This is a genomic window from Cellulomonas sp. (assembly GCF_017744555.1).
Classification (GTDB): Bacteria; Actinomycetota; Actinomycetes; order Actinomycetales; family Cellulomonadaceae; genus Cellulomonas.
In genome coordinates, this window is record NZ_JAGIBD010000028.1 from 14,098 (window position 1) to 32,547 (window position 18,450).

The following is an 18,450-nucleotide window of genomic DNA, read 5'->3' on the forward strand; positions in this document are numbered from 1 at the left end:
TTAGCGATCACTAACTCAGTTCCACTCCGTCATCCCCCGGAGACCCCGTCGATGGAGACGTTGCGCACCGCCGCCGACCCGACCGCGCCCGCGTTCGTCGCGAACGACGACGCGCAACGGACGCTCGTCAGCACCCTGCGAGACACGCTGCGTGCAGCCGCGAGAGGCGGCCCCGAGCGGGCCCGCGAGCGCCACGTCGCCCGCGGCAAGCTGCTCCCCCGCGAACGCATCGACACCTTGCTCGACGACGGCAGCCCGTTCCTCGAGGTCGCGCCGCTCGCGGCGCACGGCCTGTACGACGACGAGGCCCCGGGCGCGGGCGTCATCGCAGGCATCGGCCTGGTCCACGGCCGGCACGTGATGGTGCTGTCGAACGACGCGACCGTGAAGGGCGGCACGTACTACCCGCTCACGGTGAAGAAGCACCTCCGCGCCCAGGAGATCGCGCTCGAGAACCGGCTGCCCTGCATCTACCTCGTCGACTCCGGCGGCGCGTACCTGCCGAAGCAGGACGAGGTGTTCCCGGACCGCGACCACTTCGGCCGGATCTTCTTCCACCAGGCCCGGATGTCCGCCGAGCGGATCCCGCAGATCGCGTGCGTCATGGGGTCCTGCACCGCAGGCGGCGCGTACGTGCCGGCGATGAGCGACGAGACCGTGATCGTGCGCGGTCAGGGGACGATTTTCCTGGGCGGGCCGCCGCTCGTGAAGGCCGCGACCGGCGAGGTCGTCACGGCCGAGGACCTGGGCGGCGGTGAGCTCCACGCGCGCACGTCGGGCGTCACCGACCACCTCGCGGAGAACGACGCGCACGCGCTGCAGATCGTCCGGGACATCGTCTCGACGCTGCCGCGGCCGACGAGCACCGCGTGGGACGTCGTCGAGACGCGGGCGCCCAAGGTCGACGAGGAACAGCTGTACGGCGTCGTCCCCACCGACCTGCAGACGGCATACGACGTGCGCGAGGTCATCGCCCGGCTCGTCGACGGCAGCGAGCTGCACGAGTTCAAGAAGGACTACGGCTCGACGCTCGTCACCGGCTTCGCCCGCCTGCACGGGCACCCCGTCGGGATCGTCGCGAACAACGGTGTGCTGTTCAGCGAGTCCGCGCTCAAGGGTGCGCACTTCGTCGACTGCGACCAGCGCGGCATCCCGCTGGTGTTCCTGCAGAACATCTCCGGCTTCATGGTCGGCCGCGACTACGAGGCCGGCGGCATCGCGAAGCACGGCGCCAAGATGGTCACGGCCGTCGCGACGACGCGGGTGCCGAAGCTGACGGTCGTGATCGGCGGGTCGTTCGGGGCCGGCAACTACTCGATGTGCGGGCGGGCGTACTCGCCGCGGTTCCTGTGGATGTGGCCCGCGAGCCGGATCTCGGTGATGGGCGGGGTGCAGGCGTCGTCCGTGCTCGCCACCGTCCGTCGCGAGCAGCTCGAGGCCCGCGGCGAGACCTGGTCCGCGGAGGACGAAGAGGCGTTCCGCGCGCCGCTGCGCGCGCAGTACGAGACGCAGGGCAGCCCGTACTACTCGACGGCCCGGCTCTGGGACGACGGCATCATCGACCCCCTCGACACCCGGCGTGTGCTCGGCATGGCGCTCGACGTGTGCGCGACGGTCCCCCTCGACGAGCCCCGTTTCGGGCTCTTCCGGATGTGACCGCGATGTTCGACACCGTGCTCGTCGCCAACCGGGGCGAGATCGCCTGCAGGGTCATCGCGACGCTGCGGCGGATGGGGATCCGGTCCGTCGCGGTGTACAGCGACGCCGACCGGCACGCCCGGCATGTCGCGCTCGCGGACACCGCCGTCCGCCTCGGTCCCGCCGAGCCGCGCGCGTCCTACCTGTCCGTCGACGCCGTCATCGACGCCGCCCTGGCGTCCGGCGCCGACGCCGTCCACCCCGGGTACGGGTTCCTGTCCGAGAACCCCGACCTCGCGAAGGCGTGCGAGGCGGCAGGCGTGGTGTTCGTCGGGCCCGGGATCGACGCGCTCGCGGTCATGGGCGACAAGATCCGTGCGAAGAAGCACGTGTCGGCGGCCGGCGTCCCGGTGATCCCGGGGGCGGCGCTGCCCGGGCTCTCGGACGACGAGATCGCGGCGGCCGCCGACCGCGTCGGCTACCCCGTGCTCGTGAAGCCCTCGGCCGGTGGGGGCGGCAAGGGCATGACCGTCGTCTCGTCGCCGTCGGACCTCGCGGACGCCTTGACCGCGTCCCGACGCGTCGCCGGTGCCGCGTTCGGCGACGACACGCTGCTCATCGAGCGGTACGTGCACGCGCCACGGCACATCGAGGTGCAGCTGCTCGCCGACACGCACGGCGCGGTCGTCCACCTCGGCGAGCGCGAGTGCTCGTTGCAGCGGCGGCACCAGAAGGTCATCGAGGAGGCGCCGTCCGTGCTCCTCTCTGCCGAGACGCGCGTCCGGATCGGGTCGGCAGCCTGCGACGTCGCGCGCAGCGTCGGGTACGTCGGCGCGGGGACCGTGGAGTTCCTGGTGTCCGACGACGACCCCACCGAGTTCTTCTTCATGGAGATGAACACCCGGCTGCAGGTGGAGCACCCCGTGACCGAGCTCGTCACCGGACTCGACCTCGTCGAGTGGCAGCTCCGCATCGCCGCCGGTGAACCCCTCGCGTTCGGGCAGGACGACGTCCGGCTCGACGGGCACGCCGTCGAGGCGCGCGTGTACGCCGAGGACCCGTCGCGCGACTTCCTGCCGACCACCGGGACCGTGCTGCTGCTCGACGAGCCGACCGGCGACGGCGTGCGAGTCGACACCTCGCTCCGCCCCGGGCTCGAGATCGGGTCCGCGTACGACCCGATGCTGTCGAAGGTCGTCGCGTGGGCGCCGACCCGGGACGAGGCGCTCGCACGCCTCGACGGTGCCCTGGAGCGGACGACGATCCTCGGCGTCCGGACGAACGTCGCGTTCCTCCGCTCGGTGCTCGCCTCCCCCGACGTGCGCGCCGGACGCCTCGACACCGGGCTTCTCGCCCGTCTGATCCCGAGCGTCACCACGACGCGGCCGGTCGACGACGTCGCGCTCGTCGCCGCGGTGCTGTGGCGGCACATGTCGCTCCCGGGCACGTCGAACGCCGCCTGGCGGTCCGACGGCTGGCGGCTCGGCGACGCGCGCCCCGTCCGGTACGAGATCGCGACGGGCAACGACGCGGTGGTCGGGGTGGATGTCCTCGGTCCGCCCTCCGAGGCGGCCGTGACGATCGACGGCGGCGCCTCGATCGCGGCCGCACTGCGACCCCACGGCCCGGACTCAGCCGATGTCGAGATCGCGGGCGTCGTCCACCCCGTCCGCCTCGCCACCGTCGGCGACGTGACCTGGGTCGGCGCCGGCGGCACGTCGACCGACCTGCGGTTCCGCACGCGCGCCGAGCGCGTCGCAGACGCCGTCGCCTCGGTCGTCCGCGGCGACCGACCGGCGGACCCGGTGGTCCGTTCCCCTATGCCCGGCATCGTCGTCTCGGTCGACGTCGAGTCCGGCGACGAGGTCGTCGCCGGGCAGACGCTCCTCGTGATCGAGGCCATGAAGATGGAGCACCGGGTCGTCGCCCCAGGCGACGGCATCGTCACCCTCGCGGTCCGACCGACCGACCGGGTGGCGCTCGACCACGTGGTGGCCACCATCCACGGCCACCCCCACGAAGGGACCCCGGAATGAGCCACGACCTCACCCCCGAGCAGCAGAAACTCCGCGACGAGGTGCGCGACTTCGCCGACACCGTCGTCGCGCCCGCGGCCTACGAGTACGACACGAAGCGCGAGCTGCCGTACGAGATCCTCGCCCAGATGGGCGACATGGGACTGTTCGGGCTGCCGTTCCCCCGCTCGCACGGCGGTCAGGGCCGCGACTACGTCGACCTGTGCCTCGCGGTCGAGCAGCTCGCGCGCGTCGACCAGTCGATCGCCGTGACGCTCGAGGCCGGGGTCGGGCTCGGGGCCATGCCGGTCTGGAGACACGGCACGGAGGCGCAGAAGGACGAATGGGTCCCGATGCTCGCGTCCGGCCGGGCGCTCGCCGCGTTCGGCCTGACGGAGGCCGACGCGGGGTCGGACGCGGGGGGGACGAAGACGACGGCGGAGCTCGTCGGCGACGAGTGGGTGATCAACGGGACCAAGCAGTTCATCACCAACTCCGGGACGGCGATCACGCGGCTCGTGACGATCACGGCGGTGACCGGCATGTCGGAGCGGGCAGACGGCTCGGTGAAGAAGGAGCTCACCGCGATCCTCGTCCCGGCCGGGACCCCGGGATTCACGGTGCTGCCCGCGTACGACAAGGTCGGCTGGCACACGTCCGACACGCACCCCCTGCTGTTCTCCGACGTCCGCGTCCCCGCCGCGAACCTGCTCGGCGAGCGCGGCCGCGGGTTCGCGCAGTTCATCCAGACGCTCGACGAAGGCCGCGTCGCGTTCGCCGCGCTGTGCTCCGGGGCCGCCCAGGGCTGCCTGGAGGAGGCCGTGCGGTACGCGCGCAGCCGCAACGTGTTCGGGCAGCCCATCGGCTCGAACCAGCACATCGCGTTCACACTCGCCCGCATGGAGGCGCGCGCCCACTCGGCCCGTCTGGCGTGGCTCGACGCCGCCCAGCGCCTCGTCGCGGGCCAGCCGTTCAAGCTCGAGGCCAGCCTCGCCAAGCTCATCGGATCCGAGGCAGCGATGGCCAACGCGCACGACGCCGCGCAGATCTTCGGCGGAAACGGCGTGATGAACGAGAACGCCGTCGCGCGGCACTACCGCGACTCGAAGATCCTCGAGATCGGCGAGGGGACCACGGAGGTGCAGCTCATGGTGATCGCGCGCGAGCTCGGGTTCGCCGGGGCGCCGCGGTGACGTCGTCCGACGTCGTGCAGCGGGGGCTCTGGTACGAGGAGCTCGACGTCGACGTGCGGTACGTGCACCGGCCCGGGCGGACGCTGACCGAGGCCGACAACGTGCTGTTCTCGACGTTGACGATGAACCCGCAGGCGCTGCACCTGGACGCCGCGTGGGCGTCGGGACAGCCGTTCGGGGCGCGCCTGGTCAACTCGCTCATGACGTTGTCCGTGCTGGTCGGGTCGTCCGTCGCGCAGCTCACGCAGGGCACGATCGTCGCGAACCTCGGGTTCACCGACGTGCGGTTCCCGCACCCGCTGTTCCACGGCGACACGCTGTACTCGTCCACCGTCGTGACGTCGAAGCGGCTGTCGTCGTCGCGCCCCGGGCAGGGCGTCGTGACGCTCGCGCACACCGGCGAGAACCAGGACGGGGTCGTCGTCGCCGAGGCCACCCGGTCGGTGCTGTGGTGGTGCCAGGACGCGGTCCGATGACGTTCGCACTGGGCCCCGCGCTGCTGTTCTGCCCGGCCGACCGGCCCGACCGGTACGCCAAGGCAGCCTCCGTGGCCGACGGGGTGATCCTCGACCTGGAGGATGCGGTCGGCCCGGCGGACAAGGCGTCGGCACGCGCGGCCCTGTCCTCCGTCGCGCTCGACCCGTCGCGCACGATCGTCCGGCTCAACCCGGCCGACACCCCCGACTTCGCCGCCGACCTCGTCGCGCTGCGGGGCACCCCGTACCGGACCGTCATGCTCGCCAAGACGGCCTCCGCCGCGCAGGTGCGCGAGCTCGCGGAGTACGACGTCGTCGCGCTCGTCGAGACCGCCGCCGGCGTCGTCAGCGCCGCCGCGATCGCCGCCGTCCCCAACGTCGTCGCCCTCATGTGGGGTGCTGACGACCTCGTCGCCTCCCTCGGCGGCACGTCGAGCCGCTTCGCCGACGGCCGCTACCGTGACGTCGCCGTGCACGCCCGATCGACGGTCCTCCTCGCCGCCGGCGCCCACGGCCGCGCCGCCATCGACGCCGTGCACATGGACATCGGCGACCTGTCCGGGCTGCGCGACGAGGCCACCGACGCCGCGGCCTGCGGCTTCACCGCCTCCGCGTGCATCCACCCGTCCCAGGTCGACGTCATCCGCGACGCCTACCGGCCCGCCGCCGCGACCGTCGCGTGGGCCCGTGGCGTCCTCGCCGCCGCCTCCGGCCAGCACGGGGTGTTCCTTTTCGAGGGCCGCATGGTCGACGGCCCGATCCTCCGGCACGCCGAACAGATCCTCCGCAGGCAGGAAGAAGGTCCCGATGTCACCCGCTGAACAGGGCCAACGTCCCAGGATTCGAGACGATCGCGCGGGGAGGATCGAAGCCATGAACGCACCGTGGTGGCGCCCCGCACCGTCGCAGACCTACACCTCGATCAGCACCTACACCGACACGAACCGCAACGCGGAGGACACGGACACGGACCAGCTCCCGCCGTTCGTCGACTGACCTTCCGACCGGGCGGCAGCACGCGCCCCCGCCGGCAGATCGGCCCGACCTCAACGAGGACGGTCGGGCCGATCGCTGATGGCGCTTGAGCGTCGGGACGTGCCCGCCGATGTCCCGAACATGGCGACACCAAACGACGAGGGCGGCACGGGTACCGGCTCGGGCCAGGTCGACAGCGGGACCGCCGGGCGTTCAGCGCAGCGCGAGTACGAACGTCGGCGTGCCCAGCGCGACTCGCGCATCCGCGACGCTCACCCACGACTCGGCGGCGTGATCCTCGCACTCACCGATGAACCCCAGAGCACGTCCGCGTGGGCACGGGGCGCTCGCGGTGAAGAGGTGCTCGGCCGACGCCTCGACGCGCTCGCTGATCACGGCGTCCGACTGCTCCACGACCGACGCATTCCACGCACCCGGGCGAACATCGACCACATTGCGGTCGGCCCTTCGGGCGTCGTCGTCATCGACGCGAAGCGCTACAGAGGTCGCCCCGCTCTCCGCGTCGAAGGCGGGCTTCTCCGCCCACGCACGTCAAGACTGATGGTGGGGTCCCGGGACTGCACGACACTCGTCCAGGGCGTCCACCGGCAGACCGCACTCGTGCGCGGCGCCCTTGAGCGTGCCGGCCTCGCTGACATTCCTGTACACGCGATGCTCTGCTTCGTCGACGCCGACTGGCCCTTGATCGGTGGCGCTTTCGTCATCGAAGGCGTCGACGTTCTCTGGCCCAAGAAGGCGATCGAGCGTCTCGTCTCCCCCGGTCCGATTGCGGCTTCCCGCATTGACGAGACGCACCGCACGCTGGCGATGACGTTCCCCGTCGCCTGACATCGCCGGACAAGCTCAGCGCGCTCCGGTGAATCGTTCCCAACGCCACGCCAGCAGCTCCCGAGACGGCGCGTCCGACGGTCGGCGCGGCAGCGTGATCTGACTCCCGTGCATCTCCTGAAGTCCGTGCCGCAGCATGGGGCCGTCCACCTCATCGAGTAGCGCACGGTCGAGATGGATCGTGTAGTCAGGACTCACGCCCAGCATGTTCTGGTCGTACGCCGCGTGGTGGATCTTGCACAGCGACAGCCCGTTGGCGGTCGTCGGAACTCCGAGCTCTTCGCCGTCCGGAACGATGTGCGCGGCATCGAGCAGCGACCCGTGCGCGAGCCGACACATCGCACACCGCGTCTCGTACGCAAGCAGCACGCGCGTGCGGAATGCCGGCTGATGCAGTCGCTGCTTCGCCAGTCGCACTGCATAGGCGCGCTGCTCGAGGCTGAGTTCCTTGAGATCCCCCATGAATCGGAAGGACTCGTCGAGCGCGACGAGGAACGTGCGCTCCTCGGGGTAGTCGTCGACCACATACACGGGCGCGACGGGCGTGTAGAAGTTCGGCACTTCCTTGCGGAACAGGATGAGCGGCATCCCGGTCGTGATGGCGGTCCGCAGCTTGACGTTGTCACCACCGAACGGGTCACCGTCCCGGTACGCGTAGTGGAGCAGCCCGTCGGACTCGCTCTCGACGTCGTCATACGGCCCGTGCACGGACGACACGATCGCGAGTGTCGAACTGAATCCGGCCGGATTCCTGATACCTCGCGAGTAGTCGATGATCGGCAGCCGCGAGCCGTCGAACGTGAAGCCCAGGAGCTCGTCGCGGTGCAGGAACCCGCCGTTGGCCTCGGCTCGCTCACGCACCCAGCGAATGATGTGGTCGCGGATCGCAGCTTCGACGACGGTGTCCACGAGCGCAGCTCACCAGTTTTCGTACGCAGCCACAACGTCTTCACGCGGCACAGGACTCCCATGCACTCCGCACCGAGGCGAGGGCCTCTGCCGCCGTGATACGCAGGCGCGTCTGATGGCCGAGCGCCCGACGCCAGCCCAGCTCGTCTGGCGCGCGATCGAAGACCCATGCGGTGGGCATGTGACCGGTCGGCCCCTTGCGGACGAACACCTCTGCGGCGTCGTCGCCGATGAGCCCACGTTCGCCCAACGCCCACAGGTCGTACAGGTCCCGCGCCGCGCCGCGATCGATCCAGGCAGCGAGCTTCGATGCGGCGAACCCTGCAGCAGTCAGCGTGCGCAGGCGAGCTGGGGGCGCGTCGCTGTATCGCTGCTCGATGTCACGTACCTCGGTCGGCCAGAGATACCCCTCGCCACCAACGAGCTGCACCTGGACCGCTGCCACACCGTCAACGACGAGGGCGGCAGGCTGGGCTCCCGAGGTCGCCGCGAGCGCAGGCCGCCACGTCGGACGTCCGTGGGAGCGAGCGAGCCCACGACGCACCGCGGCCTCGATCTGCTCGGCACGGCGGGCGCGTGGACCGACCGCGAGGAGGTCGATGTCCTCACTCAGCCGGGCGTCCGTGAGGAACGTCCGCGAGAGTGCCGTCCCGCCGAAGAACACGACGTCGTCTGTCGGCACGTGCGCTGCGATCGCCCCGAGCACGTGCGAGACCAGATGATCGCGACGGACCTGCTCCAGGTCGACCCCGAACCGCTCCGCCACGGCGTCGAACTCGTCGTGCTGTGTGTCGCTCATCGCCCTGCGGCGACGCGCTCGAACGTGGCCCTCATCCGCTGCCGGCCCGCGATGTCCATGAGGACGTCATGGTCGCACAGCGGCCACAGCGCGTCGATTGCTTCCTGGGCGTCGACGTCCTCTCCACGGGGATCGGCTCGGGCGAGGTCCAGCACGGTCTGCTCGGGCGTCGTGGCGAGCGCCTGTCCCAGGTCGGTCTGGACGAGGACCGCATCGAGCGCCGCGACGTCGCGCATGACGAAGCGGATCTCACCGTCGCGGTCCGCCAGGTTCATGGGGCGGCGCTGCGTCGGGACGGCGACGTACGCGGTGCCCGTCGCGCGCGGGAACGCGCCGTGCATGCGGGCAGCCGTCAGACCGGTGAGGATCGGAACGCCATCACCGTAGAGGGCTGTCGCGACCGCAGCGGCTGCCGCCTCGATCGTCGGTCGCCAGCCGCCGCCAACGTGCTCTGGCGGCACGGCACAGTAGATGCCGTGCGCCAGCCGGTGAACGACGCCACGTCGCCGCAGGATCGCGAGCTCCGGCCCGGGGTGCGCGTAGATCCCTGCGAGGTCCATCGCTCGAACCGTGCGCAGTGGCGCCCGGCTGATGAGCCTCAGGGCCTCCCGTTCCGTGTTCACTATGCACACTTTAGTCGCGACGACTAAGAACTGCATAGTTTCCCGGGGGACTACCGTCGGCCGCGTCAGGCGTTCGTCTGCACCGAGTGCGGCCTCTGCCCCTCGCCCGTCGCGAGTCGCGAGCGGCGCATCGAGTACGTGAAGTAGATGACGAGCCCGATGACGAGCCAGATGAGGAACCGCAGCCACGTCTCGACGGACAGGTTGATCATCAGGTAGACGCAGATCGCTGCGGAGATGATCGGCAGCACCGGCACCCACGGCACCTTGAACGCGCGCGGCAGGTCGGGCCGCGTCCGCCGCAGGATGATCACGCCGATGCTGACGACGACGAACGCGCTCAGCGTCCCGATGTTCACCATCTCCTCGAGCACCCCGACGGGCGTGAACCCGGCGACGACCATCGTGAGCACGGCGATGATGATCGTGATGACGTGCGGCGTGCGGAACTTCGGGTGCACGCGCGCGATCTGCGGCGGCAGCAGGTGGTCGCGGCCCATCGCGAACACGACGCGGCTCGCGCCGATGAGCAGCGTGAGGACGACCGTCGTCAGGCCCGCGACCGCACCAGCGGAGATGAGCGTCGCGGCCCACTCCTGCCCGTGCACCTCGAACGCGTTCGCGAGCGCCGCGGCGGGGTCGAGCTTGTCGTAGCTGACCATCCCGGTCACGACGAACGAGACCGCGCAGTACAGGACGGTGCAGATGATGAGCGATCCGATGATGCCCCGGGGCAGGTCACGCTGCGGGTTGCGGGTCTCCTCGGCGGTGGTCGCCACGACGTCGAACCCGATGAACGCGAAGAACACGAGGGCCGCACCGGCGAAGATGCCGCCGATACCGAACGTCGACGGCGACAGGCCCAGGAGCGCCTGGATCAGCGGCTGCGTCAGACCCGTCGTCGCCTCGGTCGCCTGGGCAGGCGGGACGAACGGGCTGTAGTTCGCCGCGTCGATGAACCCGATGCCCGCAACGATGACGAACAGCACGATGAACAGCTTGATCGACACGAGCACCATGTTGACGCGCAGCGACTCCTTGATGCCCACCGTGATGAGCACGCCGAGCACCGCGACGAGCAGGACGGCCATCAGGTCGACCGTGCCGCCGTACCCGATCGACTCCGGGATCGTGATGCCGAGGTTCTCCAGGAACACCCCGAGATACGCGCTCCACCCCTGCGCGACCACGCTCGCGCCCAGCAGCATCTCGAGCAGCAGGTCCCACCCGATGATCCAGGCGAACAGCTCGCCGAGGCTCGCGTAGCTGAACGTGTACGCCGACCCCGACACCGGCACCGTCGAGGCGAACTCGGCGTAGCACATGGCCGCGAGGCCGCAGCAGATCGCCGCGACGACGAACGACAGGACGATCGCCGGGCCGGCCACCTGGTGGGCCGCTCTACCGGTGAGCGTGAAGATGCCGGCGCCGATCACGACGCCGACACCGAACACGACCAGGTCCAGGGCGCTGAGGCTGCGCTTGAGCTGGTACTCCGGCTCGTCCGCGTCGGCCAGCGACTGCTCGATGCTCTTGGTCCGCAGGATGCTCACGGGTGAGGCCCCTCGACGGTGGGACGGGTCCTCGCCAGTCTGGCCGCGCGCGAGGGGCGGCGCGCGGTGAGCAGCCCTCTACGTCTCCGACCCGACAGCAGCCCAGGCGCCGGCCACGACGTCGGCGGCCTCGGCGGCGGTGACGTCGAGGATCGTCTGGTGCCCGAGTGCCGCACGCCATCGCGCGACCTCACGCCGCACGTTCCGCAGCACCGGCTCGGCGACGGTCCGCCCGCGCTGGCCGGCGGCGAGCGCCTCGACGCGGTCCCAGTCCGCGGTCCGGCCGAGCGCAAGCATGGCGTCGTGCTTGTCGGCGTCGTTGACAGTACGGTCGCGGGCGAGGTCGACGAGCGTCTGCTCGGGAGTGGTCACCAGAGCGACGCCGAGCTCGGTGGCGATCGGCTGGGTGTCGATCTCGTCGAGGTCCCTCTGGACGAACCGGACCGCGGCATCTCGGCGATCGACGAGCGTCACGTCCCGATGACGACGTGGGGCCGCAACCACGGCGTCCCCGCGCGCGCGAGGTGCGGCGCCGAGCAGGCGCGCAGCGGTCATGCCCATGAGCGCCGCGCCGCGGTCGCCGAAGATCGCCGTGGCGACGGCGGCTGCCGCCGCTTCCAGCGCGGGACGCCATCGGGCCCGGTCGTGCGCGTCGTCGGGAACAGCGACGTAGGTGCCGTAGGCGACCCGGTGCACCATCCCCTTCGCGGCCCGGTCCCGGAGCACCGCGCGGGGGTTGACGTAGGCACCGTCCAGGTCGGCCGGACGGACGGTCCGCATCGGACGCACCGCGAGGCGCATCCCCTCGCGTTCGGCCATCACTTCCTCCTCAAATTCGGTTCGAAGTGTAGCCCGCAACGCTACACATCGCACATATTTGGTGTGCCAGCGCGCCGAGGTCGGCCAGTCGGCCGACGGCGTCCCGTGGCCCCCCAGCGGAACACTCGATGAACTCGCGGCACTCCGTGAGGCGCCGGGACCACGTTCACCGCATGCTTCGAAGACACGTCCGCACCTCAGACCGGGGGTTACGCATGGGCACGATCACCACGACCGACGGCACCGAGATCTTCTACAAGGACTGGGGCACCGGACAGCCCCTGGTCTTCAGCCACGGCTGGCCCTTGTCGGCCGACGACTGGGACGCCCAGCTCCTGTACTTCGTGCAGCGCGGGTTCCGCGTGATCGCGCACGACCGCCGGGGCCACGGCCGCTCCACGCAGACGAGCGACGGCCACGACATGGACCACTACGCCGACGACCTGGCCGCGCTCACCGCGCACCTCGACCTGCGCGACGCGGTCCACATCGGCCACTCGACCGGCGGCGGCGAGGTCGTCCACTACATCGCGCGCCACGGGGAGTCCCGCGTCGCCAAGGCCGCCATCATCAGCGCGGTGCCGCCGATCATGGTCCAGACGGACGCCAACCCCGGCGGCCTGCCCAAGTCCGTGTTCGACGACCTCCAGGCACAGCTCGCCGCCAACCGCTCCGAGTTCTACCGGGCGCTGCCCTCGGGGCCGTTCTACGGCTTCAACCGCGACGGCGTCGAGCCGTCCGAGGCGATCATCGAGAACTGGTGGCGGCAGGGGATGATGGGCGGCGCCAAAGCGCACTACGACGGGATCGTCGCGTTCTCGCAGACGGACTTCACCGACGACCTCCGTGCGATCACGGTGCCGGTGCTGGTGATGCACGGCGACGACGACCAGATCGTCCCGTACGCCGACTCCGCGCCCCTGTCGGCGAAGCTCCTGCAGAACGGGACGCTCAAGACGTACGCCGGGTTCCCGCACGGGATGCCGACCACGCAGGCGGACACCATCAACGCGGACCTCCTGGCGTTCATCCAGTCGTGAGGCTGCGCCCGCGCACCGTCGACGTGCATGACGACGGTGCGCGGGCGCGCCCGGCTACTGCAGCACCGGCGCCAGCGCCGAGATCAGCGCCCCGCTGTTCGAGTCCTGGCTCAGCTCCCAGGCCATCGCCCCCCGCAGGTGCAGCGACTTGATGAGCGTGACCCGCTCCCCGATCGACCGCGGGCTGGAGAACGCGATGACGGTCGGCACGGTCGCCGGGCCAGTGGTGAGGTTCGGGTGCAGGGCAGCCGGGTTGAACAGGTACGGCTCTCCGGCCAGCGGGTTCCAGTACACGGTGTACCCGGCCCCACCTGTCACCCCCGCGGCGTCCACGTACCCGCCCTCGTCGACCAGCGCGTGATAGCTGGGCTGCGGCGCGACGTCGACGGTCAGGGAGTTCGGGTCGGTCCCGGTGTTGTCGAACGCCGAGTACAGCCCGTGGTTCGCGGTGGACGTCCGCAGGTACTGCTGCGCGTAGAACGGCACCCCGACGACGATCTTGTTCGCCGGCACGCCCTGCGTCAGGTAGTAGGCGACGGTTCCGGTGGTGTTCCAGGTCAGGTTCGGGAAGCCGGGGTCGCGGGGGTCGGGCGTGAACAGGGTGTTGTGCGACGCCTTGGGCCCGCTGGCGACGTTGAAGTCGTAGGTCATCACGTTCGCCCAGTCGAGGTGCTTCACGAACTGCTTGAGCTCGTAGTACTTCGTCGAGCTGGTCGCTGCGGGGAGCGCCGCGGTGAGCAGGTAGTGCTGACCGGTCTCCGCGCCGAGCGCGTCGAGCTGGCGGCGGAACTCGGCGGCGAGCAGTGTGGCGTTGTGCCGGTCGGCCGGGGTCGGGTTCACGTTCCCGTCGGCGACCTGGGTCGGGTACTCCCAGTCCAGGTCGATGCCGTCGAACACGCCCGCAGCGGCGCCGGCTCCCCCGGCGTTCTCGGGCCAGCCGCCGCCGGGCAGGTTGCCTTTGATGAACGTGTCGATGCACGACGACACGAACGCCTGCCGCAGCTGCGGCGTCGAGGCGAGCGTGGAGAACCACGTCGACTTCGTCCAGCCGCCGAGCGAGATCTCGACCTTCAGCCCCGGGTTCGCAGCCTTGAGCTTGCGGAGCTGGTTGAAGTTGCCGAACAGGTGCTGGTCGGGGTTCGACGGGTCGTCGGCGACGCCGTCGACGGTGTTGTCGCCGGTCCAGTAGACCTGCTGGTAGTCAGCCCACGGGTCGAGAACGTCGCAGCTTGCGGCGCCGGTCGCCGGGTCGTACGTCGGCACGCCGAACGCGTACTGGATGACGTTGAGCTTCGTCACGGGGATGTCCTTGACGAAGTAGCCGCGGCCGTAGACGTCCCAGTCGGCGTAGTACGCCGACACGACCTTGTTCGGCGCGTCGCTGGGCGGCTTCGGTGACGCCTGGGCGGGCAGCGGCGCGACGAGCGCGAGGCTGACGCCGGCGACGATCGCGGCGGACACGGACAACCGGCGGGGACGACGCATGACGCACTCCCTGACAACTCGGGCGACACTGACCGGAATATGTAAGCATTCCTACCAAATTGGCGGTACGCCCACCCTACGGCCACCCGTCCGATACGCGTCAAGAGTCCGATCCCGCGAGAAGTCGTTTGCCGCCGACGACGGGCGTGTGCGACCGTTCTCCCGATCGTGATCGGACGTCAGGAGGTGAGACCCATGAACGCAGTGTCGGCCACGGGTGCTCCCCCGCAGTCCACGATCGAGCGACGCAGGTAGTCGCCACCGGAGCGCCCTCCACGCACCATCGCGAGAGGCAACTCCCATGAACACCACACCCTCCTCGGCTCAGACGAGCCCGCAGATCGACGCCACCGACCGCATCCCCGCAGGTGAGCGCGCCCTGGTTCTCGGCGGCGGCGGATCGGCCGGCAACGCCTGGCTGATCGGCGTCCTCGCCGGTCTGTCCGACGGCGGCCTCGACGTCACCGACACCGATCTGATCATCGGCACGTCGGCCGGAGCGACGGCCGCGGCGCAGGTCACCGCAGCGCCTTTGCCCGAGCTCCTCGCACAGACCCTCGACGCCACCCCGCTCCAGACCGGCGTCCGTCGGGGTCGCCCGATCGCGGGGTCCGGCGCGAACCCGCTGGAGACGCTGCAGCGTCTGATCGCCGCCTCCGACGACCCCGCCGACTACCGCAGGCGGATCAGCGCGGCAACGCTCGAGCTGGAGGGCGCATCGGACGGCGGCGGCACGGACCGGTGGCGCGCCATCGTCACACCGCGGCTGCCGAGCCTCGATTGGCCGGACCGCACGATCCTCCTCACGGCGATCGACGCCGACACCGCCACACCGGTCGTCCTCGACCGGCACAGCGGGGTCGACCTCGTCGACGCCGTCGCCGCCAGCACGTCCAACGGCCTCGGATCCGGCCCCTACCGGATCGGCGACCACCGCTACCTCGACGGCGGCTACCGGCGCAACGAGAACGCCGACCTGGCGGCCGGGTACGCGCGGGTCCTCGTGCTGTCGCCGCTCGGTGGCAGGACCCTGACGCCGCCGGACTGGGGTCAGCAGCTCGCGACGCAGGTCGACGAGCTCCGCGCGAGCGGCAGCACGGTGGAGTCGATCCTGCCTGACGAGGCCTCTCTCGAGGCGTTCGGCGACAACATGATGAACCCGGCGACGCGCCCGCCCGCCGCACGAGCCGGCTTCGACCAGGGCCGAGCCCTCGCCGCCCGGCTCACGACCTTCTGGCGCTGACGCGAGACAGGGGTGGTCGTCCGCGTGGCGCGGACGACCACCCCGGAGACGTCGACGGCCCGTCAGGGCACGTGCGCCCCGCCGTTGACGTTGATGACCTCACCGACGACGAAGCTCGACTCCGGCGACGCGAGGAACACGTAGGCCGGCGCCTGCTCGACGGGCTGGCTCGTCCGGCCGAGCCACGACGAGTCGCCGAAGCCGTTCAGCTTCTCGGGCGGCTGCCCGTCGGACACCTGCAGCGGCGTCCAGACGGGTCCCGGGCGCGACGGCGTTCACGCGGATGCCGCGAGGTGCGAGGTCGGCGGCGAGCGCCTTCGTGAAGCCGATGATCCCGAACTTCGTCGACGCGTAGTTCACGATCATCGGCGACGGGTTGTACCCCTGCACCGACGTGCTGTTGATGATCGTCGCGCCCGGGCCGAGGTGCGGCAGCGCGTCGCGCGTGATCCAGAACATCGCGTACATGTTCGTCTGGATCGTGCGGTGCAGGTCGTCCTCGTCGAGCTCGTCGAACGTCTGGTGGTACACCTGGTGCGCCGCGTTGTTCACGAGGATGTCGAGCCCACCGAGCCCCTCCACCGCGTCCGCGACGAGCGTCCGGCAGAACTCCCGGTCCCGGATGTCGCCGGGCAGCAGGATCGCCTTGCGGCCCTCGGCGCGCACCACCTCCGCGATCGCCTCGGCGTCGACCTGCTCCTCGGGCAGGTAGCTGAGCGCCACGTCGGCGCCCTCGCGGGCGAACGCGATGGCCACTGCCGCGCCGATGCCCGAGTCGCCCCCGGTGATCAGCGCCTTGCGACCGGGCAGGCGACCCGTGCCGCGGTACGACGTCTCGCCGTGGTCGGCCTTGGGGTCGAGCTCGGCGTCGAGCCCGGGCAGCGGCTGCCACGAGGCGTGCGGCTTGATGTGCGAGTGGCGCTCGACGGGGTTGTCGAACGTGAGCTGATCAGACATCGGATCTCCTTCGCGGGTACCGGCGGGACACAGTCTCCCCGCACAGGCTCGCGCTCGAGACGACCGACGTGCCGCGAAGTAGAACGTTCTCTGACTGCGCCCGACGCGACATGGTGCCTCGGGCGCAGTCGACGCCTCAGACTTGCGGTCCGAGCCCCTGCTTCGCCAGCCAGTCGAGCGACGTCGTCGCGACCTCCTCCCACCCGCTGTCGATCACGAGGGAGTGCCCGCGGTCCGCGAACTCGAGCAGCTCCGTCACCGCGTTCGAGTGCCGGTACTGCCGGAGCGTGGACCGCGTGATCACCTCGGGGACGGTGCGGTCCTGCGCACCCGTGATGAGCAGCAGCGGCCCACGGTCCTGGTTGTCGGTGTCGACCTTCGCCGGGGAGTGCAGCGAGAAGTTGGCCGCCGCCGCCTCGAACAGCGGCTTGCCGGGCGCCGGGATCGTCCACCGGTCGAACAGCTGGTCCGACTCCTCCTGGGAGACCGCGTTGCCGAAGCTGTACCGGAACTGTTCCTTGGTCAGGGAGACGGCGTGGTGCTTGTTCGCCGGGTTCTTGAAGACGGGCAGCGTGGCGCGCAGCGACGACAGCGGCAGCGGCAGGACGCCCTTGATCTGCGCGGCGTCGATCGCCACGGCCGCCTCGGCGGCGTCCAGACCGAGCAGCTTCTCCGCGATCATCCCGCCGAACGAGTGGCCGACGAGGATCGGCTTGCGCGGCAGGTCGGCGAACAGGGCGAGGTAATGGTCGACCACGTCGTCGATGCCATTGTCGGCGATGTCGTCGGGGTTCGCCCGGGCACCCTCGACGGTGTCGGCGATGCCGGGCCAGCCGGGGGCGACGGCGGCGTAGCCGGCCTTCTCGAAGAGGTCGACCCAGGGCTGCCACGACGTCGCGTGCAACCAGAGGCCGTGGATGAAGACGACGGGGCGTCGGGCGTCGGTCATGGTGCTCCTCCAGCGGTGATGGGGCGATCGGTCCGATCGTGGCCTCGTCGCCCGTGCCGGGCTTCGGTCAGATGACTGACGTCGGCCCGACTCAGTCATCTGACCGAAGCCGCGCTGCCGGCCCCGCTCGTAGCGTCACCGGCATGGACCTGGGACTGAGAGGGACGACCGTCGTGGTGACCGGTGCGGGCAGAGGGATCGGGCTCGCGACCGTCCGTGCCTTCGTGGCGGAGGGCGCCCGCGTCGTGGCGGGGTCGCGGTCGTCGACCGCGGAGCTCACGGCGCTCGCGGACGACGGGGTCGAGGTGGTGCTCGTCGACCTCGCGACGCCCGACGGTCCCGCGGAGCTGGTCGCCGCGGCCGGCGCCGACCTCGCGGTCCTCGTCGACAACGTCGGGGCCGTGCACCCGCGGCCGGACGGGTTCGGCAGCGTGACCGACGACCTGTGGCGACAGACGCTCGAGATCGACCTGCTGAGCCACGTCCGGACGCTGCGCGCCGCCCTGCCGGTGATGGTGGCCCGGGGCGGCGGCAGCGTCGTCACGATCGGCTCCGTCAACGCCCAGCTGCCCGACCCGCTGGTCGTGGACTACTCGGCCGCGAAGGCCGCCCAGGTCAACCTGGCCAAGTCCGTCTCGAAGGAGTTCGGCGGCCGCGGCATCCGCGTGAACACCATCAACCCGGGTCCGGTCGCCACCGACCTGTGGCTCGGGTCCGGCGGGGTCGCGGACGTCGTGGGCGCGGCGACCGGGCAGGATCCCGCCGCGGTCCAGCAGGGTGCGGCCGCCGCCATGGTGACCGGACGGTTCACCCTTCCGCAGGAGGTCGCCGACCTCGCTGTCGTGCTCGCGTCCGGTCGATGGCCGAACCTCACCGGCGCCGCGATCGACCTCGACGGCGGCCTGATCCCGACGCTCTGACCCGACC

18 protein-coding genes and 1 pseudogene are annotated in these 18,450 nt (G+C 70.8%); 10 read left to right on the top strand and 9 right to left on the bottom strand.

From position 1 onward, the window contains the following. Positions 1–51: 51 nt before the first annotated feature. From J7523_RS15800 to J7523_RS15830, 7 genes are all read left to right on the top strand, one after another. Positions 52–1,656: a carboxyl transferase domain-containing protein gene (locus tag J7523_RS15800; RefSeq protein ID WP_291888668.1), complete on the top strand. Its 1,605-nt coding sequence runs from the start codon at positions 52–54 to the stop codon at positions 1,654–1,656. Between the two features lie 5 nt (positions 1,657–1,661). Then, a complete protein-coding gene (locus tag J7523_RS15805; RefSeq protein WP_291888672.1) occupies positions 1,662–3,674 on the top strand; it encodes a biotin carboxylase N-terminal domain-containing protein in 2,013 nt (670 codons plus the stop codon). Next, the gene (locus J7523_RS15810; protein ID WP_291888674.1) at positions 3,671–4,846 is read left to right on the top strand and encodes an acyl-CoA dehydrogenase family protein; all 1,176 of its coding nucleotides are present in this window, start codon (positions 3,671–3,673) and stop codon (positions 4,844–4,846) included. The genes J7523_RS15805 and J7523_RS15810 overlap by 4 nt, the downstream gene beginning before the upstream one ends. Then, positions 4,843–5,322 (top strand): MaoC family dehydratase, encoded by a 480-nt coding sequence (locus tag J7523_RS15815; RefSeq protein WP_291888677.1) that lies wholly within the window; start codon positions 4,843–4,845, stop codon positions 5,320–5,322. Before J7523_RS15810 ends, J7523_RS15815 begins: the two co-directional genes overlap by 4 nt. Next, positions 5,319–6,143, top strand: coding sequence for a CoA ester lyase (locus tag J7523_RS15820; RefSeq protein ID WP_291888680.1), 825 nt, complete (start codon positions 5,319–5,321; stop codon positions 6,141–6,143). The genes J7523_RS15815 and J7523_RS15820 overlap by 4 nt, the downstream gene beginning before the upstream one ends. A gap of 52 nt (positions 6,144–6,195) precedes the next feature. Next, complete coding sequence (locus J7523_RS15825; protein WP_291888683.1) at positions 6,196–6,318, top strand: hypothetical protein; 123 nt, start codon at positions 6,196–6,198, stop codon at positions 6,316–6,318. Between the two features lie 99 nt (positions 6,319–6,417). Continuing rightward, positions 6,418–7,146, top strand: a complete 729-nt coding sequence (locus J7523_RS15830) for a nuclease-related domain-containing protein (RefSeq protein WP_291888685.1) — start codon at positions 6,418–6,420, stop codon at positions 7,144–7,146. A 15-nt stretch (positions 7,147–7,161) separates the two neighbouring features. Here J7523_RS15830 and J7523_RS15835 read toward each other — a convergent pair whose 3' ends face one another. The 5 genes from J7523_RS15835 to J7523_RS15855 form a co-directional block, all read right to left on the bottom strand. Then, positions 7,162–8,055, bottom strand: coding sequence for an HNH endonuclease (locus tag J7523_RS15835; RefSeq protein WP_291888688.1), 894 nt, complete (start codon positions 8,053–8,055; stop codon positions 7,162–7,164). A gap of 40 nt (positions 8,056–8,095) precedes the next feature. Beyond that, the gene (locus J7523_RS15840; protein ID WP_291888691.1) at positions 8,096–8,821 is read right to left on the bottom strand and encodes a nucleotidyl transferase AbiEii/AbiGii toxin family protein; all 726 of its coding nucleotides are present in this window, start codon (positions 8,819–8,821) and stop codon (positions 8,096–8,098) included. Positions 8,822–8,850: 29 nt separating this feature from the next. Continuing rightward, entirely contained in the window at positions 8,851–9,414 is a 564-nt protein-coding gene (locus J7523_RS15845) for a type IV toxin-antitoxin system AbiEi family antitoxin (protein ID WP_291888694.1), read from the bottom strand. Between the two features lie 128 nt (positions 9,415–9,542). Then, the gene (locus tag J7523_RS15850) at positions 9,543–11,030 is read right to left on the bottom strand and encodes an amino acid permease (RefSeq protein ID WP_291888697.1); all 1,488 of its coding nucleotides are present in this window, start codon (positions 11,028–11,030) and stop codon (positions 9,543–9,545) included. Between the two features lie 78 nt (positions 11,031–11,108). After that, complete coding sequence (locus J7523_RS15855) at positions 11,109–11,849, bottom strand: type IV toxin-antitoxin system AbiEi family antitoxin (protein ID WP_291888700.1); 741 nt, start codon at positions 11,847–11,849, stop codon at positions 11,109–11,111. A 215-nt stretch (positions 11,850–12,064) separates the two neighbouring features. Here J7523_RS15855 and J7523_RS15860 point away from each other — a divergent pair, with 215 nt between their 5' ends. Further along, the gene (locus J7523_RS15860; protein WP_291888703.1) at positions 12,065–12,889 is read left to right on the top strand and encodes an alpha/beta hydrolase; all 825 of its coding nucleotides are present in this window, start codon (positions 12,065–12,067) and stop codon (positions 12,887–12,889) included. Between the two features lie 54 nt (positions 12,890–12,943). On the opposite strand, the gene J7523_RS15865 is transcribed toward J7523_RS15860, so the two are convergent. Next, on the bottom strand, positions 12,944–14,374 hold the full coding sequence (locus J7523_RS15865; RefSeq protein WP_291888706.1) for a glycoside hydrolase family 18 protein: 1,431 nt from the start codon (positions 14,372–14,374) through the stop codon (positions 12,944–12,946). A 301-nt stretch (positions 14,375–14,675) separates the two neighbouring features. Between J7523_RS15865 and J7523_RS15870 the strand changes: the two genes are divergently transcribed. Continuing rightward, positions 14,676–15,617, top strand: coding sequence for a patatin-like phospholipase family protein (locus J7523_RS15870; protein ID WP_291888709.1), 942 nt, complete (start codon positions 14,676–14,678; stop codon positions 15,615–15,617). 62 nt (positions 15,618–15,679) lie between these two features. Here J7523_RS15870 and J7523_RS15875 read toward each other — a convergent pair whose 3' ends face one another. From J7523_RS15875 to J7523_RS15885, 3 genes and pseudogenes are all read right to left on the bottom strand, one after another. Next, a complete protein-coding gene (locus tag J7523_RS15875; protein WP_291888712.1) occupies positions 15,680–15,853 on the bottom strand; it encodes an SDR family oxidoreductase in 174 nt (57 codons plus the stop codon). A 7-nt stretch (positions 15,854–15,860) separates the two neighbouring features. After that, positions 15,861–16,574 (bottom strand): annotated as a pseudogene (locus J7523_RS15880) (SDR family NAD(P)-dependent oxidoreductase); the annotation flags it as partial. Positions 16,575–16,710: 136 nt separating this feature from the next. Beyond that, positions 16,711–17,523 (bottom strand): alpha/beta hydrolase, encoded by an 813-nt coding sequence (locus J7523_RS15885; protein ID WP_291888715.1) that lies wholly within the window; start codon positions 17,521–17,523, stop codon positions 16,711–16,713. Positions 17,524–17,666: 143 nt separating this feature from the next. On the opposite strand from J7523_RS15885, the gene J7523_RS15890 reads away from it, so the two are divergent. Continuing rightward, positions 17,667–18,443, top strand: coding sequence for an SDR family oxidoreductase (locus J7523_RS15890; protein WP_291888718.1), 777 nt, complete (start codon positions 17,667–17,669; stop codon positions 18,441–18,443). Positions 18,444–18,450 lie beyond the last annotated feature (7 nt).